Source organism: Rhodococcus sp. ACS1 (assembly GCF_002300155.1).
In the GTDB taxonomy this organism is placed as follows: Bacteria; Actinomycetota; Actinomycetes; order Mycobacteriales; family Mycobacteriaceae; genus Rhodococcus_F; species Rhodococcus_F koreensis.
The window spans coordinates 395,544-420,260 of record NZ_NSDZ01000011.1; the positions used below are offsets into that span (position 1 = coordinate 395,544).

A 24,717-nucleotide genomic window follows, 5' to 3' on the forward strand; every position below is an offset into this window, starting at 1 on the left:
GATCCGACGAAACCGCGGGTCGGCGGAGCGGCGCGGCCGGATCCACCCTGGGTGGCGGGACGGTCACCCGCGGGTGATTACGGACAGCACTCGGGGTGCTTATTTCCCGAACCTGCGCGATGGACAGTAGAACCTGTCATCGCGAGGAGGAGGGAGGCCGGCATGTCGATCGAGAGCACCACCCAAGCCCCGGTCCAGCGCAGGACCACTGTCTCGGCTGACGACGGTGTTTCGCTTGCGGTTCGCGAGTACGGCCCCACCGACGCCCCCATGACGATCGTCTTTCTGCACGGCCATTGCCTGAGTGCCGAATCGTGGATCCTGGTGCGGGACGAACTGATGCGGCAGTACACCGACGCCAGGATCGTCAGCTACGACCACCGCGGTCACGGCGATTCCGACGTGGCGCCCGCTGCGACTTACACCCTCGAGCAGTTGGGCCGCGACCTCCACGCGGTACTGGACGCCATCGCCCCCACCGATCCGGTCGTTCTGGTCGGACACTCCATGGGTGGGATGACCGCACTGACCTACGCGCGCCGGTATCCGCACGAGATCGGCACCCGCATCGTCGGGATCGGCTTGATCGCAACCGCCGCGAGTGGTCTGGCCGACGCCGGATTCGGCCGACTGCTGCGCGCCCCGGTCCTGTCCTGGGTCCAGGAGGCCGTGCGCCGAGCACCGACATCCATGGAGCAGGTGAAGCGCCTCGGGTGCAAGGTATTCGCACCGGTCATCCGCGGGGCCGAATTCGGTGACCGGAAGGTCAGCACACACGTCCTCGAGCTCGCCATCGCGATGCACGACGAGACCCCGATCGTGACGATGACCAGCTTCCTGGACTCGTTCACGACCTACGACGAGTCAGAGACGCTGCCGGCGCTCTCGGCGATTCCCACGCTCGTGCTGTGCGGTTCCGCGGACCTGATGACGCCGCCCACCCATTCGGTGGCAATCGCCGCGCAGGTCGAGGACGCCGATTTCGTCTGCGTCGACGGCGCCGGCCACTCGGTGATCCTCGAACAACCGACCGCGGTTGCCGATGCGATTGCTCGCCTCGTGACCCGGATACGCGGTTCGGAGACCGCAGAATCCGCGAACCTGGTGCTGACTGCCTGATCGGTGCACAGTTCGCGCACGATCAGCATGTCCAGGACTGGTGCTTCGGGGCCCGCTGAACTCAGCCCTGCGTGAGCCGGGCTACCAGGTCGACGTAGCCCTGCTTGGCGTCGGCGCTGCTCGTACCGGTCAACTTGGCCCAGGCGTCGTACTTGGCGCGTTTGACCATGTCCAACCGACCGGGCCGCTTGCCCTCGACATCACCCTTCGACCCCTGCTTGAACAGCGCGTACAGCTGCAGCAGCTGATCGTTGTCCGGTCGCGAGGTGAGCTTGTTGACGTTCTCCTGTGCATCGGCAAACGCCTGATCCAACTCCGACATGGCACCCCTGGCTCTCGGACGGACGATTCGACGCAATCGTAGCGGCCGGAGCCGATGGCGGCTGGTTCACTCAGTCGAGATGGCCGAGTTGTCCGACCATGTAGGTCACGGCGTTGTCGATCTTGCGGCGCCAGAGCCGCGTGACCTCTTCGGGATCCTGGGCCTCGAGAGCGAGGAGTATCGCGGTGTTGTCGGCGACGATCTCATCGACCGAGTACGCGTATTCGAGACCGAGAATCGAGACGAACATCCGCAACTGCAGCGAGAGACGGACGAACATCTTCTCGATTCTCGGCATGTCGGCTGCGGCAGCGAGGGTGTCCTGCCACCGGATGTCGGCGTCGCCCGTGCCGGGAACGTCGCGCATTTCGGCCTGCTGGACGAGGTCGTCCAGCGCGTCTTTCGCCGCGGCCAGACGGGATGATCCGTTCGTGGCGATGCGGCGCAGCAGCAGGGCTCCGAGGGGGCCTCGGGCGGTGTAGGTGTCGTAGACGTCGCGCCGAGTGGGGAGGGGCACGTACGCGCCGCGGTGCGGTTCGAGTTCGATCAGTCCGTCCTCGGCGAGGATTTTCAGGGCGTCCCTGATCGGCCCGCGGGAGACACCGAGCCGAGTGGCGAGAGGCTGTTCTGCGATGCGCTGCCCCGGCCGGAACGCGCCGGTGGCGAGGGACTCGCGTAGTGCTTCGACCACTGCCGATGCCAATATGGGTGAGGGGGAGCGTGACCGGTGGTCTTCGGTCGCGGGCCGGCGAGAAGCGCGGGTGGGTGAGGCGCGGACCCAGGAAAATGGTGTGCTCGGTTGCTCCGCCCACCGGCGCACCCTGTGTTCGAGATCGAGCAGTCCCGGCGATTGGCGAGGGTCGAGGACTGCGGTGATCGAGTTCAGTTGCGCGAGCCACGAGTCGGGATCGACTTCGTACACACTGAATCGGGGATGCCCAACAAGCCAACGGTCCACCCGAGGCGGTATCGGACGATCGACGAGCGCGGTAACCGGCCAATTACGCGGCACCGCGGCGTCGACCTCGCCCAACGTGGTCAGCAGCGTCGGGGAGATGTCGTTCCCGGTGGCCGGGGTTTCGCGAGGGAAGGCGAACTGGGCCGAAAGCAGGACACGGACGGGTTCGGTGAGCTGACTGGTCTGTCTGCTGTGCGGTCGCGCTGCGGGCGTTGCCGGCTGGTGGAAGACGAGGACCCGCACGCCGGGATCGATGACGACAGCCGCGAGCACCATCGAGTTCGGCGAGTCCAGGACCGAATGTGAGATGAGGTCGGGCCGATCTGCGAACCACCGACGCCGAACCCGGCTCACCGCTGCCTGGTTGGTGCCGAGTGCCTCGGCGATCGTGCGTGTGGTCCACCCCCGGTCCGGCGGTCGCTGCAGCGGAATACGCAGGATCGCACGGTGCAAGTCGTCCCCTGCGGCGGTCGGACGACCCGGCCTCGGCAGATCCTCGAGCCCCTGCAGACCGTGGGTGCCGAATCGGGTCCGCCATTTCAGTGCCGTGTTGCGTGAGACCCCAAGGGCGCGAGCAACAGTGGAAATCGACTCCTCGGAACTCGCCAGAACGATGCGGGCGCGGAGGGCCAGCGACTGGGGGGTGCTCGGTGCCGACACCAGCCGCTCGAGTGCACGTCGTTCCGCCTCGGACAGTGGCACGTCCGCCTCCCCTTCCTCGCGATCGACTCACAAATAGTAGAGCAGGCATCGGCGCGGGTGAGCTGGCATGTTGTGCCTTCAGTCTGCTCAGGTACTTATGAATCAAATCCCAACAAGGTGACCGTTTCGACTCGAGTCGATGGTCAACAAACAGGCGGCGCATGCATACTCACCGAGGCGCAGGCACAGGGCGCGCGCGGGTTCCCTGTGCGTGACGACGCGCCCGTCGTCATGCGAGCCCGGATACGGCCCCTGTGGCCGCAATCAGCTCAGGAGAAACTCGATGGACCAGCCACCTCACGCCCGGACAGAAGCGTTCCTCGTCGACGATGCCCCGCTGTTGCGCTTCCACAAACGACTCGCACTCCACGCCGGCGGGGGACCCTTCCTCGACGGATACGTGCTGAGCATCATCGGCATCGCCATGGTGCAGATCACGCCGCAGTGGGGTCTGAATTCGGCGCAGCAAGGCCTCATTGCCGCGTCGGCAACGATCGGTATCTTCCTCGGATCGTTCCTCGGCGGACGGCTCACCGACCGCTTCGGCCGCCGGCGTCTCTATACATTCGACTTGATCGCCGTCGTCGTCTTTTCGGTCGCGCAGTTCTGGGTGGACGGCTTCTGGTGGTTGTTCCTGCTCCGGGTTCTGATCGGAGTGGCAATCGGGGCGGACTATCCCGTGGCCGCCTCACTTCTGACCGAGTTCACCCCGAAGAAATATCGTGGCCCCTTCATCGGTTCGCTCACCGTGATGTGGTTCCTCGGTGCCGCGTCCGCCTATGTCGTCGGTGACCTCGTCAGCGGAGTTGGTGATCAGGGTTGGCGGTGGGTGCTGGCCAGCGCCGCGGTACCGGCTGCCCTGACCGTGCTCGCCCGCGCCGGCACACCGGAGTCACCGCGCTGGCTCGCCGGCAAGGGGCGCGTCGCCGAAGCCAGTGCGATCATCACGAAAATCTTCGGCCCACACGCCACACTCGAGATCGAGCCCGGCAGCTCCGCCGGGGCAATCGGCCCGCTCTGGAAGTCGGGCTACCTCGGACGAATCGTCTTCGTCACGACCTTCTGGACCGCATCCGTCGTGCCGCTGTTCGCGGTGTACGCCTTCGGGCCGAGGATCCTCGCCGGTCTCGGCCTCGACGGGCGAGTGGCGAACATGGGTTCGGCCGTCGTCACGATCCTGCTCCTGGTCAGCTGCGTCATCGCGCTGACCGCCATCAACAAACTGGGTCGCCGCACCCTGCTGATCCACAGCTTCGCGTGGTCCGGACTGACCCTGCTCCTGTTGGGATTGTTCCCGGGCAGTCCGGTACCTGTCATCCTGTGCCTGTTCGCGACATACGCGATCTTCACCGGAGGCGCCCAGGTCCTTCAGCTCGTGTACCCCAACGAACTGTTCCCGACCGAAATCAGAGGCAGCGCGGTGGGACTGGCCTCGTCACTCAGCCGAGTCGGTGGCGCCGTCGGTACCTATATGGTCCCGATCGCCCTGGACCGCTGGGGCATCGGCCCGACCATGCTCGGCGCTGCCGCGATCGCCCTGATCGGCCTCGCTGTCAGTGCCGCCTGGGCGCCCGAGACGCGTGGTAAGTCCCTCGCCGACTCCGCGCGAATCTGACGTCGGAGGCGGGCTCGACGACGCTCTCGCGTTTCGGTTCGTCTATCTGGGTTTGGACTGGTGGGGTGCGATATTCGAAAGGTGTCGGATTCCATCCCCCGCTGCAGCGGCTCCGCTCTCGCCTCACGCGTGGTCCGGGCATAGCAGATCAGGCGTCACGGTCCATCCGGCTGCGGTGAGCCATCGCTGGACCGGCTTGATCAGATCTCCCTTTTCGGCCAGCTCAGCGAGTCTGCCGGCGAGGATGGGGCCGTCGCCGCAGATGCTGCAGGCGATGTCGAATGCTGGCTGTCCGAGTTCACAATGCCGGCAGTGCTGTCGACCGATTAGCGTTCCGCGGTGATCGGGGTCCGGTTGGAGCCAAGTCACTGCGAGGTCAGCACGTTGGTGTGCTGCCTCGGCGCGCGATGTGGGTTCATGCCCGCAGGTCGGGCACGTGCGAGACGTGGGTGCCGGTGGCTCGGCAACCAGGATGATGTCCTGCGTGACCGGCGCGATGTCCACACGTTTGTTCAAATGCCCATACACCGTGGTACGGGGCACTTTCAGCATGCCGGCGATCTGCGCGACGGTGTGATCGCCTGCGTCGTACAGGCGTTGAGCCAGTTCGATCTGATCCGAGCTCAGCTTCGAGGGCCGGCCACCCTTACGGCCGCGGGCCCGAGCGGCAGCCAGCCCGTCGCGGGTGTTCGCCACGATCAACTCACGCTGGAATTCGGCGAGGACGGACAGCATCCCAAACATCGCTCGGCCCTCGGCAGTGGCAGTGTCGATCCCCTGCTCGAGCACCTTCAACCCGATGCCCCGCTCGCGCAGATCGGCGCCGAGGGTGATCAGATGCAGCATCGACCGCCCGAGCCGGTCGAGGCGGGTGATCACCAGAACGTCGTCGGCGCGGAGCCGCGCCAGCACCAGATCGAGTTGAGGGCGTGACGCTTTCGCCCCGCCCGCATGGTCGACGTGGATGTCCTCGGCCGCCACCCCGGCGCGGCGCAGCGCATCCACCTGATGGTCAGGGTTCTGGTCTGCGCTCGACACCCGCGCGTACCCGATCAGCATGTGTCGACAATATCCCGCGCAGGGGTTTTTCGGCATAGTTTCTCGACACGGGTTGTCGACGCTCTTGACGTACTGAATCTACTGGTCAAAAGGTATGTCGAAAAAGGATCGATTCTCGACAGGTTGGGAGTGAAAGTGCGCGGCCTGGCCTCCCGCGGATTGCCGCTTCTTTCGTCTGGCGAGTCGGAAAGAAGCAGGTCGAAGTTGCCAAGGGATTGGTGTGTGGTTGGCGGTCGGTGCGAATCTGGCGCCGATTCGTCCAAACTCGACTGGAACGCCTTGCCCGCCCCTGTCCGAGCCCGAAGATGACCGGGAACAAGATTCGCCGGCCACAAGATGTGCGAGGACGGGATTCCCTCGTCACCGCTGCCGGGATCCTTGGCGTGGTCGCACGGCTGTGTAGCGGCCCTGAGCCGTCCTCACCTACATCCCCATGCCACGCCGTTGACCACCGAACTGCGAACTACAGCTAGGGGCTCGATGCGTGTGCGCTGTCGGTAGTCAATCGCGGCGATGAGCGATGGACACAATCGATCCATCGAACTTTTGTCCCCACGCGCAAGCGCCTTGTGTCGCGCCTCACACAGGATCTAGGTCAAGCGCCAGGACCACACAGGCAACGCACACGCTGGCGATTTCACGGGGCAGCACATCTGCTCGCTGAGAAGGGGACGTTGCCGCACCGTTTGAAAGGTTGTTAATTCATGACTCAGGCACAGACGTCGGTGGATAGCGTGATTGCCGACACCCGTCCGAACTCGGAGCTCACGCACGAGGAGATCATCGCCCGCAACCTCGAGGTCGTGCAGGCGCACTTCCACAACGAGAACCCGGACGATGTGGACAAGGCGATCGCCCTCTACACCGACGACATCGTGTGGGAGGCCCCCTCGCGCGGCATGGTCTACACCGACCCGGCCGAGGTCCGCGCGGCATACATGGACATCTTCAAGACCCTCGTCTACGACAAGACGATCGCGCTGCGCCGGTTCGCCACCGAGGAATTCGTCATGGACGACCAGATCGCGCACGTGACCGTGGTCGGCGACAAGATGCCGAACCTGCCGTATGCGATCGGCACGAAGATGAGCGTCCGCCTGGTGCACTGCTTCCAGATGCGCGACGGCAAGATCGCCCGCGAAATCGCCTACGAACTCTGGCGCGAGATCGACTCGCCCGAGGACAACGACGCCATCACCGAGGACGCGGTCGTCGAGGTCTTCGACGGTGTCGTCGGCAAGCACGCACCCACGGCCTGACCGGCCGCCCACCCAGTTCCGACATCTTCGAGAGAGGTCGCTATGACCACCATCGCCCATTGGATCGACGGCCGATCGCACGTGTCCGCGGGTGACCAGCTCCCTGTCCTCGATCCGGCGACCGGCCAACCCCTGGCCTCGGTCGCCCTCGCCGACGAGGACACCGTCAAGCAGGTCGTGGCCTCCGCGGCCGCCGCCTTCCCCACCTGGCGTGACCTGCCCGCCGCTCGCCGCGCCCAGGTGCTCTACACCTTCCGCGACCTGATCCGCCGGCATCAGGACGAGCTCGCCGAGCTGATCACCGCCCAGCACGGCAAAACCCTCGACGACGCCCGCGGCGAGGTCGCCCGCGGCCTCGACTCGGTCGAACTCGCTTGCGGCGTCCCCGGATTGCTCAAGGGCGAGATGAGCGAGCAGACCGGCCGCGGCATCGACACCTTCTCCACCCTGCACCCGCTCGGCGTGGTTCTCGGGATCACCCCGTTCAACTTCCCGGTGATGATCCCGCTGATGATGGCCGCCGTCGCCATCGCCGCCGGCAACACCTTCATCCTCAAGCCCAGCGAGCAGGACCCGGGCCCGGCGATCCGCATCGCCGAACTCGCCAAGGAAGCGGGCCTGCCCGACGGTGTGCTCTCGGTGATCCACGGCCAGCAGCAGGTCGTCGAAGCCCTCATCGACCACCCGGAGGTCGCCGCGGTGTCCTTCGTCGGCTCCACCCCGATCGCGCACAGCATCTACAAGCGGGCCGCGAATGCGGGCAAGCGGGTCCAAGCGTTCGGCGGGGCGAAGAACCACCTGGTCGTGATGCCGGACGCCCCGATCGCGGCCGCCGCCGACGCGATCTCCTCCGCCGGGTTCGGCGCCGCCGGCCAGCGCTGCATGGCGATCTCGGTGGCCGTCGCGGTCGGTGGGGTCGGCGACGACCTGGTCGCCGCGTTGGCCGAGCGGGCGAAGGCGGTCGTGGTCGGGCCGGGCAACGACCCCAAATCCGAAATCGGACCCGTCGTCTCCGCCGCCGCGCAGCAGCGCATCCAGGGGATCGTCGCCGCCGCGCAGCAGGCCGGCGCGACCGTGGTGGTGGACCGCTCCGCCGAGGTGGTGCCCGGCTACGAGAACGGCTTCTACGTCGGCCCCACCCTCGTCGACAATGTCGACCCGACCGCGGAGATCTACCAGGCCGAGGTCTTCGGACCCGTGGTGGTGGTGGTCCGGGTCGACACCCTCGACGAGGCCCTGAAGCTGATCCACGACCACGAGTACGGCAACGGGGCCTCGATCTTCACCGCCTCCGGCGGTGCGGCCCGCAAGTTCCAGCGGGAAGCCTCCGCGGGCATGGTCGGGGTCAACGTCCCGATCCCGGTCCCGGTCGCACCCTATTCGGTGGCCGGCTGGAAGAACTCGGTGTTCGGCGACACCGGCCTGAACAACGCCGCGTGGCGGTTCTACACCCAACCGAAGTACGTCACCGCCCGCTGGGACGAAACCGTGACCGGTGTCGACTTCGGCTTCCGCCCCAACTGACACCCGTCAGCGAGCACCCGAACTACCCGAATCACCCGAATTACCAGACCCATCAACCAATCTGGTTCCAGGAGAGAAACATGCGTTTGATCGGATACAGCGTCGGCGGCACCCGCCACATCGGCGCCGTCGACGGCGACAAGGTGACCCCCTTGGGTACCGTCGCCGACTTCTACCGCAATCCCGACGCCGCCCTGCACGCCGAACGCGACGGTGAACTGCTGGCCCTCGCTGATCTCGAGCAGGCGCCCCCGGTGCCGGAAACCGCCCGGATCTTCTGCGTCGGCATCAACTACCACTCGCACGCCGACGAATCGAAGTCCGTCGCCGGCCTCGACCTGCCGAAGTTCCCGATGATCTTCGGCCGCTGGGCGTCGACCCTGGTCGTCGACGGCACCGAGGTGCCGGTCCCACCGACCGAGAAGGGACTGGACTGGGAGGTCGAACTCGCCGCCGTCATCGGTGAGACGGTGTGGGCGGCGCAGGAGGACACCGCCCTTCAGCATGTGCTCGGGTACACCGCGTTCAACGATCTCAGCGCCCGCCGCAAGCAGATCGAGACCCCGCAGTTCACCCTCGGCAAGAACGCGGACCGCTCCGGCCCGATCGGCCCCTCAATCGTCACCACCGACGAGCTGCCCGATCCGAGCGGGCTGCGGGTGCAGACCCGCGTCAACGGGGAAACGGTGCAGGACGGCAACACCGCGGACCTGATCCACCCGGTCGGCAAGATCATCGCCTACATCACCGACACCGTCACCCTGCGTCCCGGCGACGTCATCGCCACCGGCACCCCGGGTGGGGTCGGTGTCGGGATGAACCCGCAGCGCTTCCTGACCGCCGGGGACGTGGTCGAGATCGAGGTGGAGAAGATCGGCGTGCTGCACAACCTCATCGTCAGCCGCGAACAACTCGGCGACTGACCCGCGTCTTCGTCCCACGGATCGCGGCGTAGGGCGCCCGGAAAAACCGATCCGTGGGACGAACCCCACCCCCTGTTCCGCCCCGACTGACCCGTTCACGCCACATTTCGGAGAGACGATGACCCTGACCCACGACACGACCACCACCGCGGCCACCCCGGTCCGTCAGGTCGACCGGCTGTACCACGACACCCAGTCGAGCACCGAGACGACCGAGATCCGCACCCGGGCCCGGGAATTCGCGTCCAAGTTTGTCGCCCCCGCCGCGGCGCGGATCGCCGCCGGCGACGAGGTCGACGACGGGTTCCCCTTCGATGTGTTCGGCGCCATGGCGAACCAGAAGATCTTCGAGATCCCGTTCCCCGCCGACGTGCACGGCGCCGGACTGGCCCGACCGTCGTCGGCGACCGCGGCGGTCGTGGAGGAGCTGGCCTACTACTCCAACAGCGTCGCCGCGATCTTCGACGTGCACTGCATCCTCGCCGGCAACGCCCTCAACCAGGGCTCACCCGAACAGCGCAACCGCTGGCTCACCCCCCTGGTGCGCGGGGAGATCATCGGCGCCTTCGCCACCAGTGAGCCCGGCGCCTCCAGTGATCTGTCCCCGCAGGCGGTGCAGACCGTCGCCACCAGAACCGCGACCGGGTGGCGGCTGGACGGGCGTAAACGGTGGATCACCAACTCCCCGGTCGCCGACGTCATCGTCATCCTCGCCCGCACCGGCGAGCGGCTGTCGCTGTTCATCGTCCCCACCACCACACCAGGGGTGAGCGTCGGCCGCGCCGACCGCAAACTTGGCAACAAGGGCCAGCTCACCGCCGACGTCATTCTCGACGGAGTCGAACTACCCGACGACGCGCTCCTGGGAACCGAAGGCGGCGGACTGAAGATCGCCCTGTCCACCCTGACCTACGGGCGGATCGGGATCGCCGCCGCCGGCGTCGGCATGGCGCAGGCCGCGTTCGACCACATGGCCGACCGGCTCTCCACCCGAGAAGCGTTCGGGCGCAAACTCGGATCGATGCAGCACTGGCAGTTCCTCATGGCCGATCACGCCCTCGCCCTCGAATCCGCCCGCACCCTGTACATCAAGGCCGCCATCCGGCTCGACGAGGGCAACCCGTTCCCCGAGCCGGAAGCGGCGATGGCCAAACTCGCCGGCACCGAACTGTCGGTGACGATCGCCCGCGACGCCGTCCAGGTGTTCGGCGGACTCGGCTTCACCCGCGAGCTCGGCGCCGACGGCACCCCGGGCCCGGTCGAAGCGATCTACCGCGACAGCAAGATCGGCGAAATCTACGAGGGCGCCAACGAGGTCCAGAAATGGATCATCGCCCGCCAATTGCTCGGCCGCGACATCACCGGCTGACCAGACAGCCACGTTCAAGGAGTCAACAAAAATGACAACCATCCACAACGATGTGCAGACCTCCTTCAAGGAAGTCATGGCCGCCGTCGCCACCCCGGTCTCCATCGTCACCGCGATCGACGGGGGCATGCCGTACGGCACCACCGTCAGCGCGTTCGCGTCGTTGTCGATGAACCCGCCGATGGTGCTGGTCTCCCTCGACCGCGGATCCGAAACCCTGGAGTTGGTGCGCGCCTCCGGACGGTTCGGACTCAACATCCTCGGCGCCGACCAGGCCGCGACCGCATTGTCGTTCGCCAAGAAGGGCGGGGTCGGCAAGTTCCACGGCACCCGCTGGGATCTCGACCACGACCTGCCCCGCATCCCCGGCGCCCCGGGATGGATCGCCTGCACCGTGGCCGACCTGGTCGACGGCGGTGACCACGTCATCGTCCTGGGCACCGTCGACGCCGCCGAACTCGGTGACGCCGCGCCGCTCGTCTACCACGGACGACTGTTCGGCACCCACGCACCGCACGATTCCTGACCAGCGCCGCCCCGGCATCACGGCGCCGGTCCAGGCCGCCGGACCCACCGACCTCCCGGAGACAACCGGGCCCGCCGGCAGGCGGGCCCGGACAGCCGGGTAAACCCCGTACCCGTCTCCGACACGGGCCGATCCCGTCCTCGTGCGAGCGCAGGCCGTCGATGACCGCCGCGCAACGGTCCAGCCGAACTTTGCGCTCCCCGCCCAAGACCACCGTGGCGGACATCACACATGCTGGGTGAAGCCGTCCAGTTCCGCCCCGTCCCCAGCTGAGGCACCGCCTCATCACAGAAAGCAGTGACATGGACATCGGTTTGCTCTTGTTGCGAGTGTTGCTCGCCGCGATCCTGTTCGCTCACGGCACGCAAAAAGCGTTGGGCTGGTTCAGCGGACCTGGTCCGGCCGGCGCCGAGGCGCTCTTCGGCAAGCTCGGGCAGGTCCCAGCACGGACGAAGGTACGACTCGCGGTGGTCTGCGAACTCGCCGCCGCGACTTTGCTGCTGCTCGGCCTGGTGACACCGCTCGGTGCGGCCATCGCCGCAGGCACCATGCTCGTCGCCGGATTCTCCATGATCTATCTGAACAACACCTTCTGGAACTCGGCCGGAGGCGGCGAGTACCCGATTGTGTTGTCCGGCACCGCCCTCGTGCTCGGCTTCACCGGTCCCGGCCGCTATTCGCTCGATGCGCTCATCGACTCCCTGCCCTGGGGTGTCAACGGTGAACAGCAGGTTCTCATCGGGCTTGTTGTCGTCGTGGTCGCGGTCGTCGCGGCATATCCACCGCTACGCACCGTGCGGCAGGCCCGAGCCTCGCGCGCCGACGTCGGCTGACCGGCCCGCTGCTCCGCGCAGGGACAACCCGCCGTGCAGACCGAGAGGTACTCGAGATGACCATCGTTGACGAATTACCGACCCCCACCGGGGTACTGATCGATCTCGCGCCGAACAGTGAGGAACGCCGCGCGCTCGCACGGGTGTCGATGGGAGTATCCGAGCTCGGCCGGGGTGGGGCGGTGCTGCTCTGTGACGACGCCGAGCAACCCGATCGAGCTGACCTGCTGTTCGCGGCGATGCACGCCGACAGGCACCTCACCGCCTTCGCCATCGCGCACACCTCCGGCTTCCTTCAGGTGGCCCTTCCCTCCACCCGATGCGACGAACTCGACCTGGTCCCACAACGCGGGGCCGACCGGCCGGGGCTGCGGCACTGCGTGACAGTGGACGCCGCCGAAGGAATCGGCACCGGCATCTCCGCCGCAGATCGGGCAACGACCGCGAGGCTGCTCGCGTCCTCGAATGCCACCGCCGCAGCGTTCACTCGGCCCGGGCACGTGGTTCCCCTCCGCGCGGAAATGGGACTGCCCCGGCGCCAGCACGGCTTCGCGGAGGCCGCCGTCGACCTGATCAGCACCGCTCGGCTCACCCCCGCGGCGATGCTCGCCACGGTGGTCGGACTCATTGACGCGACGTCGATGGCAGCAGGAGAGGACGTGCGCACCTTCGCCGCCCAGCACAACCTGCCCTGCATCGGACTTTCCGATCTCGCCGTCGACGCACCCCCGCCGCTGTCGTTCCAACTTCCCCTTCAGCTGGCGGGGGTCCGGGCGCAGCTGACGGCGTTCACGGACGACGTCGACTACCTGTGCCTGGTCGTCGGTGAGGTCCGGAACCGCACCGCGGTCCCCCTGCACCTCACCACCGCGGACAGAATCGTCGAAGACGTCGACGCCCCAGGGGCCGGACCGTGCATCATCGTGGCGATGCGCGGTCACCACGCATCGCACCTCACCGCCCGCACCGCAGCGTCGATCACCGATCGGGTCCACACGCCGGCGAGTGCACTGCGGGTGATGCTCCGGCGCACCGGAGCACGATCCCTGACCCTGGGCCGCGACCTCGAATCCTGGTTCCAGCGCGCCTGAGCACCACTGAGACCAAACCCCTCAGCACCGTCGACAGTGCAGATCAAGACGACGACGTGGTGCTGATCGCACCGCAAGGAAGGAACCCTCTCATGAGCGTCGCCGGCGCAGCCCGCCCCTCCGCCTATGCCCGCCCGCCCCAGACCGAGCAGGTGCCTGAAGGGGCGACCAGCCGCCGACACCGGGCCGCCGACACGCGGGACGAAGCACAACTCGCAGCCCTCATGCGCAGCGCCGGGGACACCGAACGCACCATCGTGCTCGAGAACGGCACCGTCGTCACCGGAGATCCCGCCATCGGGAACTTCGTCGGCAACGTACTCATCCGGGGTACCAAGATCCTCGACGTCGGACCGGAGGTGCATGCTGGCGCCGACAGCATCGTCGTCGACGCCAGCGATTCGATCGTCATTCCCGGCCTGGTCGATGCTCACCTGCACGCCTGGGAAGGCCAACTCCGCGGTATCGCCCCCGCAGTGGACTTCCCGGGATACGTGAGCCTGACCCACGAAGGCTTCGCCCCCCACTACCGGCCGCACGACAACTACGTCGGGAACCTGACCACCGCGTTGGTGGCCCTGGACGCGGGCGTCACCACGATCATCGATAACTCCCACAATTCGCGCACCCCGGACCACTCCAACGCCGCCGTCGAAGCGCTGCGGGACGCCGGAATCCGTGCCGTGCACGCCGCGGGCGCCCCCCAATCGGGGATCTGGGACCAGCACTGGCCCCAGGACATCCTGCGCCTGCGCGACGAGTACTTCGCCACCGACGACCAGCTGCTCACCCTGCGCCTGTTCGACGCCTTCCCCGCGCCGCAGGTGTGGGCCTTCGCCAAGGAACACGACCTCTGGGTGTCCTCGGAATGGGGTAACTACATTCCTCATCTGTCCGAGCTCCAGCAGGCCGGACTGCTCACCCCCCAACACACCTTCAACCATTGCTTCGGGCTGCCCGACCGGGACTGGGACCTGATCCGCGATGCCGGTGTGACAGTCAACATCTGTGCCCGATCGGACGCCAATTTCGGGCTGGGCCCCGCTTTCCCCCCTGTCCGGCAGGCCCTCGAACGCGGCATCGTGCCCGGACTGAGCCAAGACGCCGAAGTCAGCTACGGCATCGACCCCTTCATCGAGATGCAGACCCTGCTGACCCTGTCCCGCAGCCAGGTGTTCGACCAGATCGACTCCGGCGCCGACGATCCCGCCACCCCACTGACACCCGAACAGATCTTCTCCTTCGCCACCATCGGTGGTGCCCTCAACGCGAACCTCACCGACAAGGTCGGCACCCTGACCCCAGGCAAGGACGCGGACATCGTGTTGCTGCGCACCACCGACCTCAACACCGGGCCCGGCACCAACGTGTTCGCAACGTTGGTCGGTTTCGCCACCGCCCGCAACGTCGACACCGTCTTCGTCGGCGGTCAGGTTCGCAAATGGGCCGGCCGCCTCGTCGGACACGACTTGACCGCACTGCACGACCTCGTCGACGAATCCTTGGCGTACCTCTTCGACGCTCGAGGACTGGTGCCTGATGCGTTCGCGGAACGGGGATACCGCGAGCGGCAGAGCCAGGACGGGTTCATCGGGAACGTGCTGGCCGACCCGGTCACATAGACCCGCTTCACAGTTCCGCCATCCCGATTCCCGGACGCCGCCGCAGCGCAGACACCCGACGAAACCTGGACCAGTGGTCCGTGCCGCCGACCACCTGTGGGGGCGAGTGATACCACTCGCCCCCACAGGTGGTTCATTGTGCGGCTGGGGTCTGCGTGTACGTCAACGACCGGGGTGGGACCGTGCGGTACAGGGTCCGGGAGCCCCGACAGTGTCACGGCCTCCGGGATCCGCATCTGGTGCTGCAGCTCCCGCATCTGGCGGAGGTAGGGCGCGGAGCGCAAAAGCATTCCCCGATCCTGTGCCTACACACCGAGAAGTGGTGACGCGCATCACACAGAATTGAGGTGAGAAAACAAACGCCACAAGGGAATGCGAGAGAGGAACGAGCGTCATGAACACTCACGGTGAACCTTTCTTCAGTTGGAATTCGCGGAGAGTCGTTCTGCCCAGGACCCTCGCTCTTATCGCTTCCGCAGCAGGCGATGGCCCGCAGCCGAACCGTTCCGGGGTCACCCTGGATGTGTCGTTGACGCTTGGGTCGCGCTCCGGCCGCTTGTTGGCGTACCACGATGCAGACTGGGACACCGACTACGTAGTCCTGATGATTGGGCAGATCATCGACGCCCAGGACGTTCCGATCCGCGTCGTCGACGAAGAGACCCTCCTGCTAGAGGGGGGACGATGCACTCGTGCGGCGGAGATCCTCATTGCCGCAAGTCCGATCGGTGCCGGACTCGGCGCGCGACGCGTGGATCGGCGGATCGTCGACTCCCAGTTGTGCACCGGCGGTCCCATTCGCGACATGCTGGGCTTGTCCGGTGCGGTGTCCGTCGAAAGCCAATGGTGCGAGGACGCCGCGTTGCCGGCGGTCGCCTGAGTCCGGTCTTCCAGGACGCCACCCATCAACCGTGCATTGCACGATCGTTCTACACGTCGGTGTGGGGAGCAGCGGCGCGTGCTCAGGCCCGGTCAGGTGGGCACCCGGTCGTCGGTTGTCCGGGTTCAGGATTCAGCGGGTGAGGATCTTGATGCCGACGCCGCGGCCGTACTTCCGCTCGAAGGCGAGGGTGAACCACAACTCGGTGATCGTGTCGCAGATATGGGCTTTGTCGTTGTCGCCGAGCCAGATCGGGCGCAGTCCGGTGTCGCTGATCAGGGTCTCCACGATCTGCTGGCTCGATCCGACCGGACCACTGTAGAGCAGGTCGCCGGTGAGGTCCCCGTACTCGGGGTCGGCGAAATTCTCCCACCCCAGACTGTTGAATGCCCGGTAGATCTGTGCCGTCGGCGCCTGCGCCGTCAGGGCGGCAATGCTGTTGAGTGGCTGACGGCCGAGGTTGTTGGTGGCGTCGATGACGGTCTTCCCGTCCAGTGCGGCACCCACCGTGGCGGTGACGGTCTCCATTGCCGCGCCGTCGACTGCGAACAGGACGGTCTCGGCTGCCGCGAGGGCGGCGTCGATGGTTCCGACGTCGGCGGTGATCTCGGCGGCGAACTCGACGAGTGAAGGATCTTCGGGCCGCCGGACACCGAACACGACGGTGTGACCCGCCTTCGACCATCGGGTGGCCAGCGTTCGGCCGATCACGCCGGCGCCGATCACGGCGACCGTCTGCGGTGTGACAGGGGCCGGACGAGTCATGGTTCCTCCTGAATCGAGTCGTTGTCGTCGCGGTTTCCCGAGCGGTGGTCAGTGGTCGGGGATGGGTGTGGGCTGGTACGCGACCATCCGCCAGGCGTCGCCCTCGTCGACCCAGACGGCGAGCGCGCTGTTGTGAAGTCTCTTGGGCACCCCCGCCCAGGATGCGGACGCGATCATGCGGCCGAGGACCACCGCACAGCCGGCGTCGACGAGGATCTGCTCCTCGGGGTGGTCGATCGAGGTGTAGGTGAATGTTCCGTTCCGCACCTTGGCGAGGTAGCTGACCTTGGTGTCGCGGGCGCCGTTCGAGTGCGTGTAGATCAGCCGCGTCGACAACAGTGCCTCGAGGGTGTCGGCATCGGCACTGACCATGGCGGCGTATCGACGCCGTTCGAGGTCGCGGATGCGGGTGCGGACCGGGTCGACGTCATTCATGTCCATCCCTTCGTGCTCGTCGCCGGGGACCGAGGTCGCCACGATCCGTGCCGGGTCTGTCACACTGCGCGGTCTTCCGAATACGCGACATCGCACCACCTTCAACGCGGCGCCGCGACCGGCCGCAGTACGCCTGGGTCAACGGTGGCCGGGACCGTTCGCCGCGGCAAGACGTCGGCAGCCACATTTGCCGCTGCCCTGTTGGGCCGAGCGCCTCATCCGCGCTCGCACCGGGCCCGATGCTCACAGATTCTGCCCGGCGCGCAAATCCCAGCCCCACGTTGTGGCGCAGAGCGCAAGCCGAGTGTGGTTGCAGTCACACATGCTGGGCGTCACAGCCCGCAAGGGACGGTGTGCACCGACACCCATCGGCTCGGTGCGCATCCCGCAGACAGAGAGGTTCTCCAACATGAGCAGGCGTGTTTTGATCCGGGGCGGCTACATCATTCCGACCGCACCCGCTGACAACGACATCCCCGACGGTGACATCCTGATCGAGGACGGTGTGATCGTCGCGGTCGGCCCGTCGATCACCGAGGAAGCGGACGAGGTCATCGACGCCACCGGGCGGGTGGTCATTCCCGGTCTCATCGACACCCACCGCCACCTGTGGGAGACGGTGCTGCGCAACTCACTTCCCGATGGGGATCTGATGGACTACTTCCAGTCCACCCTGACCCGCGGACAGTTCTTCCGTCCCGATGACGTGTACAACAGCAACCTCCTCGGCGCGGCCGGTGCCCTGAACGCCGGTATCACCACGGTGCTCGACTGGTCTCACATCTCCAATACCCCGGACCATTCCGACGCCGCGGTGGCGGCCCTGAAGGCAGCGAAGATCCGTTCCGTCTACGCGCACAGCGTCGGAGTCTCCCCGCTGCAGGACTGGCTCGGTGTCGACAGCGAGAACCGCCACCCCGACGACATCCGCCGGATCGTCGAGCAGTACCGCACCACCGACGACAATCTGCTGACCCTCGCCGCCGGTGTTCGTGGCCCCGAATTCAGCAGTTACGACGCCGCGTGGGACGACATCCGCCTCGCCCGCGAGCTTGGTCTGCGGATCACCATGCACACCGGGTGCTCGGCGCTCGGAGCCCGCAACACCGTCGAATCCCTCAACGAGCAAGGCCTGCTCGGCTCGGATATCACCTACATCCACACCAACACCTCGAGCGACGGTGCACTGAAGCTGATCGCCGACACCGGCGGCACCATCTCCTCATCGCCCGCAGTGGAGTCGGTGATGGGCCACGGCGCCCCGCCGTTCGCCCGGTTCGACGCCGTCGGTCTGTCGCCGAGCCTGAGTGTGGACGCGGAGGTCGGCGTCGCAGGCGATCTGTTCGGTCAGATGCGCAGCGCATACGAGCAGAGCCGCGCCGCCAGCCACACGATCTTGCGGGACGGCGGCCAGGCCACCCTGCACACCACCCGCGACGTCCTCGGCTGGGCGACCATCGAAGGCGCCCGCGCCCTCGGACTCGACCACGTGACCGGATCCCTCGAGGTCGGCAAGCAGGCCGACATCGTGATCCTCGACCTGGGCGGTCTCGAATCCGGGCCGGTCAATTCCCCGATCGGTGCCCTGATCCTGAACGCCACCGCCGCTCACGTCACCGACGTCTTCGTCGCCGGCCACGGAGTCAAGCGGGACCGCACCCTGATGGACATCGACACCGCCAGCGTGGTCCAGGCCGCCGAGAACACCGTCCACCACCTCAACTCCTCGGCATCGGCCGCCGGCCTCGGCGCCTGATCCAGAACACGATTCCCCCACCCCCGCCCCATTGGAGACAGACACATGAGCACCACCGAATCCCCAGCCCGCGTCGAGTCCGCGCAGGACGTCCTTGCGCGCGTGCGGGACTTGGTTCCCTTCCTCCGCGCCAACGCCGCCGACACCGAAATGCTCCGCCAGGTACCGGACAAGAACATCGACGCCCTCGCCGACGCCGGCGTCTTCCGACTCACCCTCCCGAAGAGCCGGGGCGGTTTCGAAGCCTCGATCACCGAGCAGAACGCGGTGCTCGCCGAGGTCGCCCGCGGATGCCCGTCCACCGGCTGGGTGTGCACCCTGATCAACTCCGTCAACTGGATGATCGCCCTGTTCCCGGACCAGGCGCAGGAAGAAGTGTTCTCCGTACCCGGAGTCCGCGCAGCCGGCGTGTTCGCCCCGACCGGCAAAGGCAAGCGGCAGGACGGCGGCATCCTGATCAACGGCCGCTGGGGATGGAACACCGGATCTCCCAACGCACACTGGGCCGGGCTGGCCGCCCTGGTCGAAGAGGAAGACGGCAGCGTCGCCCCGCAGTTCGTGCTGATCCCCTACAGCGAACTCGACTACGAAGACGACTGGTACTCCTCGGGCCTGGCCGGCACCGGCAGCCGCACCACCGTCGCCAAGGACGTCTTCGTGCCCAACCACCGGGTGCTTTCGGTGCAGAACCTGGCCACTGCCCAGTATCCCGGCAGCACCCCGTCGGCGGAGAACCCCTACTTCCGCTCTCCGGGTGTGCCGGTGTTTATCGCCGCGTCGGCCGGAGCCCCGGTGGGTATCGCCGGCGGCGCGATGGATGTCTTCCTCGAGCGCCTGCCCGGAAGCACCATCACCTACACCGAGTACGCCAGCCAGATCGAGGCGCCGCTGACCCACCACCAGGTCGCCGAGGCGAAGCTCAAGCTGTTCTCCGCCGAAGCCCATGCAGCTCGCGCCGGGGCACTGATCGACGAGCACGTGGGCACGGAACTGACCCTCGAGAACCGGGCCGCGATCCGCGGACACGCCGGCCACTCGATCAAACTCGCCCGCGAGGCCGTCGACATTCTCTTCCAGGCCAGCGGGGCGTCGGCGATTCAGTCCTCGGTGCCGATCCAGCGCTACCACCGCGACATCCAGTCCCTGTCCCTGCACGCGCTGATGCAGCCCAACACCAACACCGAGCTGTACGGCCGGGTGCTGCTGGGGCTGAGCCCGAACACCACATTCCTGTGACCTGCAGACCTTTGACCGATCCCACTTGTAGAAGGACACCATGACCATTCTCGACAAGCTCTACGACCGGTGGAACGATCACGACATCGAGGGAGTACTCGCCTACTTCCGTGACGATCTCGTCTACACCGACAAGACCATCAACACCACCTTCCGCGGCCGCGACGAACTCGCCCAGTTCATGGCCGGCTCGTTCGTATCCATTCCCGATCTGCGCTTCGAGTTGCTGCACACCATCGAAACCGACACCGACTGCGCCGGTGAGGCGCTGATGATCGGGACGTTCGAGAAGGACCTCGGCCCGATCAAGGCGACCGGAAAGGCATTCACCATCAAGTACGGCATCGTCGGTCGTATCGTCGACGGCAAGGTCTTCGAACTCAACGACTACTGGAACTTCGCCGAGTTCCTGGGCGACGACCAGCAGTAACGAACGGGACCGTAGCACCGCAGCGGAAGGAGACGCACCGATGGCCGTCCAGGGTCACTGGGTACGGCAACTGCGCGTCGAGCCGGGCACCCAGATCGTCCCGGTGTGCTCGCCTGCGGTGCTCGGTCCCGCGATCGAGCAGGTCGGGCAGGATGCGGTCGACTGGGCGGTCGCGCTCGGTCACACGATCGCGGTCCGCGCCGTCGAAGCAGCCCCGGAGTTCGGCAAGGGCCCCGCACAGATCGCGACGGTGCGCCTGGGCACCGAATCATCGGCCATCATCGCCATGCTCGGCATCGACAGCGGCAACATCGACACCCCGGCCATCACCGAGGACACGATCCGCGCCATCCAGGACTATGTGCACCGCGGCATCGCGCTGCCGACAATCTGGGCATCGGTCCGCCAAGGACACGCCTGGCTGGCCGAGGCGTATATGCGCGCCTGCGTCGAGCACGTTCCCATCGCCGAACAACCCACCCAACTCCAACTCGCGGTGGAGGTGCTGTTCGACTTCGTCGACCGGTTCACCGAAGCCATCGGCCGCGAGTACGGGCTCGAACACGAACGGTGGGTCATGACCACCGTCGCCGCGCGCGACGAGATGGTGCGGACCATCCTCGCCGGCGACTGCAGCGATGTTCCCGCCGCCGAGAACACCCTGCACTACACCCTCTCCCACCGGTCCCACCTCGGCGTGGTGCTGTGGGCCGAAACCTCACGGGCCGCAGATGATTCCGCTCTCCACAAGATCGCGATCGCACTGCTGCACGCGGCCGGCGCAGAACAGACACTGCTCATCCCGTACGGGCGGGCGAGTATGTATGCATGGGGAAACAGCACCCGAGCATTGACGGGCACCCCTGAGGAACTGAACTCGCTGCTCGGCAAGTACAACGGTGTCCGCGCCACCCTCGGCAGCCCCCAGGGCGGGCTCACCGGGTTCGCCGTCACCCATCAGGAAGCGCTCGAGGCACGTGACATCAGCGAAGCGCTACCGGGTATCCGCGCCCAGCTCATCGACTTCACGTCCCTGCACCTTCTCACCTTGCTCGCGCAGAACCCGGCGAAGGCCGACCGGTTCGTGCGGGTCCAGCTCGGAGCATTGGCCGCCGACGAACCGCAAGCCGCCGAACTCCGCAAAACCGCCGAGGCGTATCTCCGACTCAAACGCAGCCCATTGGCCGTTGCGAATGAGCTTTTCGTCGTCCGTAACACCGTGAGTTACCGGATCAAGAGAGCCGAGGAGCTCCTCGGCCGCAGCCTCGATGACCGCACCCTGGAAACCTGGGTTGCGCTGATCCTCAAAGACGCACTGACCGGGCAGGCAGACGAGGTGCCCAGCCCCTGACGGGCAGAAATTCCCCACGAACGCTCGATACACGCGCCCACTACCGCCACTGCTCTTGTCCGTGCCGTGCCGTGCCGTGTGGGAGCGGGTCAATCTTCGCGGAAAACAGTCACCGAATCGGCCTGGGCACGTGGCCGGATCACCACATGCTCGATGGACACATTCCGCGGTCCGGTGGCGGCGAAAGCGATGACGTCCGCAACATCCTCCGCGGTCAACGGTGTCATGCCCGCATACACCGCCGCAGCCCGCTCGGCATCACCGTGAAACCGGTTGGTCGAGAAATCAGAGTGGACAATTCCGGGACTGATTTCGGTGAACCGGAGCTGGGTATCGGCAAGTTCGGCTTCGAGCATCCGATGCAGTGCCCGTTCGGCATGCTTCGCCGAGGTGTACCCGGCCCCGCCGGGGTAGACCTCGAGCGCGGCGGTCGAGGTCACCGTGATAACCATCCCGTCTCCGTCTGCGAGCAGCTTCGGGATCAGTGCCTTGGTGACCCGCAAAGTACCCAGAACATTCGTCTCCCACATCCACCGCCAATCCTCCACCTCCCCGTCGCCGACCGCCGCCATCCCCCGGGCACCGCCGGCATTGTTCACCAACACCGCAACCGAATCGAGGGAGTCCGCGAACCTCGTCACGGACTCATCGGAAGTGATGTCGAGGAAGAGCGCGGTGCCTCCGATCTCGGCGGCGATACGCTCGCAAGGCTCGAGGCGGCGTGCACCGAGAACCACCTGGAACCCTGCTGCTGCCAGAGCCCGGGCGGTGGCCTCGCCAATTCCCGAGCTCGCTCCCGTCACGACCGCGGTTCGGGCGGTCTGGTTGTCGATACCGGTCACCGCGCGCTCCTCTACTTCGGTTCGAATGCGTGCACCGGCCGCTCCGGATCCACGCCCACACTCACTGGGTCACGATGGCATGCTCGGCCCAGCACCCCCGTCATTGGCTGCGGGACAACTGTTGCGCCGCCCCGACGGGGCTGCGGTTATCGTCGTTCCGACCTGCGGCCAACTGCGGCAGCCATTTCCCGCAGGCGGTTCCGTTCTGCCAAGTCGAGGCCTGTCCACCGCCCCGATGCGAGTATCTCCTCGATCCGCTGGGCGAAGGTCAGCATGCTGATTCCGAACTCCACCAGGACGTCGTCGGCGCTGGGGCCGCCGAAGGGGAGCCAGCGAAGAGCGAACTCAACGAGGGCGATCGATTCGGCATCAATCCTGCAGGGACCGGCGGCACCGGAAGGCCCTGCAGTCTGTTTGAGCTCCGAAGTCAGGCTGGGGGAAACTCTCCGCAACATGGTCACCCTCCTGTAGCGCCAATGAATCACCGCGATGTGATGATCAGAGTCTGCTCTGTGGACAAACGAATCCGCCTGCGTCCTCACCACAGAGAACCTGTGTGCCATTGCGCGCACCGCCCACCCGTCGGATAGCGGCCGGGCGGCGGCGTCACCGGCAGGACGAGTACCTGAACGAGATCAATCCGGATCGCATCACGACCACGTCGCCGGACGGGTCCACCGTCACCCGCGCGGACTACCCCGCCAACTGTGGCAGCGCCTACTTCTCGATCACCCTCCCCTCCACCCAACAAGCCATCATCAGCACTGCCCCATCGGGGAGTCCACCGTGCCGGTGACGTTGGAACAGATCGAATACCTGACCACCGCACCGGAACTCGACCTGGGTTGAAATCCGCGGACCGGGGTTCGCGTGCTGTGGGCAGTCGTTGCTACTGCCCGTGGTTACCAGAGGGTGAGAGGAAGTCCGGCCGCTTCTGCACTCCGGATCCGCTCTTCGATGCTGGCGGGAGCGTCGCAGTGCGCGAGGCCGGTGCGGATGGCGGCCGCGACTGCGCGGGTACGTCCGGCCGGGCCGCGGACGTCGGCGAGGGGGCTGGCGAGGTTGCGGCGCCGCAGGTGGTACTCGGTGCGGTTGACGGTATTGGTGCCCAGTCGCATGTGTGCTGGGTTGACGCAGCCGGCGAAGTCGCATTGGTGGCACAGCACCGCGTCGTCGGCACCGGACCACCCCAGCCGCGGGATGACGCCGTGCTCGAGCTGGTAGGCGAACAGGTGCGCGGGAACAGTGCCGCGCCGTGACGGGCCGGGCAAGCTGGCGGCACGAAATTCACCGTACAAGGCGTTGTAGACCCCACCGGTTCGCCAGGCAGCACGTATCAGGCAGTCGAATTTCCCGCAGGCTGACGCTAAGGGGAAGGTGCTGTGTTGAGCGTGGTGGCGGCGGCGCGTTCGACGAGCAGGGGGACGAAGTCGCGGACCGGGCGGCCGTCGAACCGGTGATGGGCGGCGTCGATCGCCTCGTCGATCAGGCGGGTATCGAGGTCGGGGAACCTGTCCTGCAGGCGTCGGCGGACGACGTCGATGTGCTGTTCTTCGCTGGTGGACAACTCTTACATTCTCGTCCCGTCGACCGCACAGGACCACCGTCGCGCGACGGGACAAGGGACTTTGTCCGGTCCTCGCGCCCGTCCGGCTGGGGCCTGTCGCGCTCAGATCTTGGCGGGATCCCAGGTCGCCACGGCCCAGATGACGACGGCGTTGAGCACGATGATCGTGATCGCCCACCACGGCTGGTAGGGCAGCCAGAGGAAATTGACGACGATCGACAGGCCGCAGATGATGGGCGCGGAGATTCGCGCCCAGATCACCCCGCTGAACAATCCGATGCCGGTGGCCGCGACGACCGCCCCGAGGACGAGGTGAATCCACCCCCATGCGGTGACGTCGAGCTTGTAGGTGTATTCCACTCCGACGAGGATCACCTCGTCCTTGGCCACCGCGGAGATGCCTTGCAGAAATTCGAGCACACCGACGGTGACGAGGAGAACCGCTCCACCCATCGCGGTTCCTTTTGCCACACCTTGCTTGACCAGTAATTCCTCGGACATGCCCGCCCCTTCCTCGGCACGGTGTTACGTGG

Annotated in this window: 24 protein-coding genes and 1 pseudogene; 15 read left to right on the forward strand and 10 right to left on the reverse strand. The window is 66.5% G+C overall.

What is annotated here, in order from left to right:
* The first annotated feature begins 162 nt into the window (after positions 1-162).
* Entirely contained in the window at positions 163-1,119 is a 957-nt protein-coding gene (locus CJ179_RS43280) for an alpha/beta fold hydrolase (RefSeq protein ID WP_095865509.1), read from the forward strand.
* 61 nt (positions 1,120-1,180) lie between these two features.
* Here the strand turns inward: CJ179_RS43280 and CJ179_RS43285 are convergent, their stop codons facing one another.
* The gene (locus tag CJ179_RS43285) at positions 1,181-1,441 is read right to left on the reverse strand and encodes an acyl-CoA-binding protein (RefSeq protein WP_072943759.1); all 261 of its coding nucleotides are present in this window, start codon (positions 1,439-1,441) and stop codon (positions 1,181-1,183) included.
* 70 nt (positions 1,442-1,511) lie between these two features.
* A complete protein-coding gene (locus CJ179_RS43290) occupies positions 1,512-3,101 on the reverse strand; it encodes a GntR family transcriptional regulator (protein ID WP_095865510.1) in 1,590 nt (529 codons plus the stop codon).
* A 283-nt stretch (positions 3,102-3,384) separates the two neighbouring features.
* Between CJ179_RS43290 and CJ179_RS43295 the strand changes: the two genes are divergently transcribed.
* On the forward strand, positions 3,385-4,716 hold the full coding sequence (locus tag CJ179_RS43295) for an MFS transporter (protein ID WP_095865511.1): 1,332 nt from the start codon (positions 3,385-3,387) through the stop codon (positions 4,714-4,716).
* A 123-nt stretch (positions 4,717-4,839) separates the two neighbouring features.
* Here CJ179_RS43295 and CJ179_RS43300 read toward each other — a convergent pair whose 3' ends face one another.
* Positions 4,840-5,775 carry a recombinase family protein gene (locus tag CJ179_RS43300; RefSeq protein ID WP_095865512.1) on the reverse strand — a complete coding sequence of 312 codons (936 nt, stop codon included), beginning with the start codon at positions 5,773-5,775 and terminating at the stop codon, positions 4,840-4,842.
* A gap of 704 nt (positions 5,776-6,479) precedes the next feature.
* Here CJ179_RS43300 and CJ179_RS43305 point away from each other — a divergent pair.
* From CJ179_RS43305 to CJ179_RS43345, 9 genes are all read left to right on the forward strand, one after another.
* Positions 6,480-7,034: a nuclear transport factor 2 family protein gene (locus CJ179_RS43305; protein ID WP_257016088.1), complete on the forward strand. Its 555-nt coding sequence runs from the start codon at positions 6,480-6,482 to the stop codon at positions 7,032-7,034.
* A 42-nt stretch (positions 7,035-7,076) separates the two neighbouring features.
* A complete protein-coding gene (locus CJ179_RS43310; protein ID WP_095865513.1) occupies positions 7,077-8,558 on the forward strand; it encodes a CoA-acylating methylmalonate-semialdehyde dehydrogenase in 1,482 nt (493 codons plus the stop codon).
* Positions 8,559-8,638: 80 nt separating this feature from the next.
* The gene (locus tag CJ179_RS43315; protein ID WP_095865514.1) at positions 8,639-9,481 is read left to right on the forward strand and encodes a fumarylacetoacetate hydrolase family protein; all 843 of its coding nucleotides are present in this window, start codon (positions 8,639-8,641) and stop codon (positions 9,479-9,481) included.
* A 118-nt stretch (positions 9,482-9,599) separates the two neighbouring features.
* Complete coding sequence (locus CJ179_RS43320; RefSeq protein ID WP_095865515.1) at positions 9,600-10,850, forward strand: acyl-CoA dehydrogenase family protein; 1,251 nt, start codon at positions 9,600-9,602, stop codon at positions 10,848-10,850.
* A 31-nt stretch (positions 10,851-10,881) separates the two neighbouring features.
* On the forward strand, positions 10,882-11,376 hold the full coding sequence (locus CJ179_RS43325) for a flavin reductase family protein (RefSeq protein ID WP_257016089.1): 495 nt from the start codon (positions 10,882-10,884) through the stop codon (positions 11,374-11,376).
* A gap of 302 nt (positions 11,377-11,678) precedes the next feature.
* Positions 11,679-12,209 (forward strand): DoxX family protein, encoded by a 531-nt coding sequence (locus CJ179_RS43330; protein ID WP_095865516.1) that lies wholly within the window; start codon positions 11,679-11,681, stop codon positions 12,207-12,209.
* Positions 12,210-12,265: 56 nt separating this feature from the next.
* Complete coding sequence (locus CJ179_RS43335) at positions 12,266-13,300, forward strand: 3,4-dihydroxy-2-butanone-4-phosphate synthase (RefSeq protein WP_095865517.1); 1,035 nt, start codon at positions 12,266-12,268, stop codon at positions 13,298-13,300.
* A gap of 92 nt (positions 13,301-13,392) precedes the next feature.
* A complete protein-coding gene (locus CJ179_RS43340; protein WP_095865518.1) occupies positions 13,393-14,922 on the forward strand; it encodes an amidohydrolase family protein in 1,530 nt (509 codons plus the stop codon).
* A gap of 529 nt (positions 14,923-15,451) precedes the next feature.
* Complete coding sequence (locus tag CJ179_RS43345; protein ID WP_373560190.1) at positions 15,452-15,802, forward strand: hypothetical protein; 351 nt, start codon at positions 15,452-15,454, stop codon at positions 15,800-15,802.
* A 132-nt stretch (positions 15,803-15,934) separates the two neighbouring features.
* On the opposite strand, the gene CJ179_RS43350 is transcribed toward CJ179_RS43345, so the two are convergent.
* Entirely contained in the window at positions 15,935-16,567 is a 633-nt protein-coding gene (locus CJ179_RS43350) for an NADPH-dependent F420 reductase (protein WP_095865519.1), read from the reverse strand.
* Positions 16,568-16,615: 48 nt separating this feature from the next.
* The gene (locus CJ179_RS43355; RefSeq protein ID WP_257016091.1) at positions 16,616-17,002 is read right to left on the reverse strand and encodes a nuclear transport factor 2 family protein; all 387 of its coding nucleotides are present in this window, start codon (positions 17,000-17,002) and stop codon (positions 16,616-16,618) included.
* A 409-nt stretch (positions 17,003-17,411) separates the two neighbouring features.
* Between CJ179_RS43355 and CJ179_RS43360 the strand changes: the two genes are divergently transcribed.
* The 4 genes from CJ179_RS43360 to CJ179_RS43375 are packed head-to-tail and all read left to right on the forward strand — an operon-like array spanning position 17,412 to position 21,775.
* Positions 17,412-18,758, forward strand: coding sequence for an amidohydrolase family protein (locus CJ179_RS43360; RefSeq protein WP_179377881.1), 1,347 nt, complete (start codon positions 17,412-17,414; stop codon positions 18,756-18,758).
* 45 nt (positions 18,759-18,803) lie between these two features.
* Entirely contained in the window at positions 18,804-19,994 is a 1,191-nt protein-coding gene (locus CJ179_RS43365) for an acyl-CoA dehydrogenase family protein (RefSeq protein ID WP_095865521.1), read from the forward strand.
* 40 nt (positions 19,995-20,034) lie between these two features.
* On the forward strand, positions 20,035-20,424 hold the full coding sequence (locus tag CJ179_RS43370; RefSeq protein ID WP_095865522.1) for an ester cyclase: 390 nt from the start codon (positions 20,035-20,037) through the stop codon (positions 20,422-20,424).
* Between the two features lie 40 nt (positions 20,425-20,464).
* The gene (locus CJ179_RS43375) at positions 20,465-21,775 is read left to right on the forward strand and encodes a CdaR family transcriptional regulator (RefSeq protein WP_095865523.1); all 1,311 of its coding nucleotides are present in this window, start codon (positions 20,465-20,467) and stop codon (positions 21,773-21,775) included.
* Positions 21,776-21,864: 89 nt separating this feature from the next.
* Here the strand turns inward: CJ179_RS43375 and CJ179_RS43380 are convergent, their stop codons facing one another.
* From CJ179_RS43380 to CJ179_RS43400, 5 genes and pseudogenes are all read right to left on the reverse strand, one after another.
* Entirely contained in the window at positions 21,865-22,617 is a 753-nt protein-coding gene (locus tag CJ179_RS43380; RefSeq protein ID WP_257016092.1) for an SDR family oxidoreductase, read from the reverse strand.
* A gap of 146 nt (positions 22,618-22,763) precedes the next feature.
* A complete protein-coding gene (locus tag CJ179_RS51860) occupies positions 22,764-23,180 on the reverse strand; it encodes a hypothetical protein (RefSeq protein ID WP_179377882.1) in 417 nt (138 codons plus the stop codon).
* A 339-nt stretch (positions 23,181-23,519) separates the two neighbouring features.
* Positions 23,520-23,909: pseudogene (locus CJ179_RS43390) on the reverse strand (hypothetical protein); the annotation flags it as partial.
* Positions 23,910-23,983: 74 nt separating this feature from the next.
* A complete protein-coding gene (locus CJ179_RS43395) occupies positions 23,984-24,184 on the reverse strand; it encodes a three-helix bundle dimerization domain-containing protein (RefSeq protein WP_095865524.1) in 201 nt (66 codons plus the stop codon).
* Between the two features lie 102 nt (positions 24,185-24,286).
* Positions 24,287-24,685, reverse strand: a complete 399-nt coding sequence (locus tag CJ179_RS43400) for a hypothetical protein (protein ID WP_095865525.1) — start codon at positions 24,683-24,685, stop codon at positions 24,287-24,289.
* Positions 24,686-24,717: the final 32 nt, after the last annotated feature.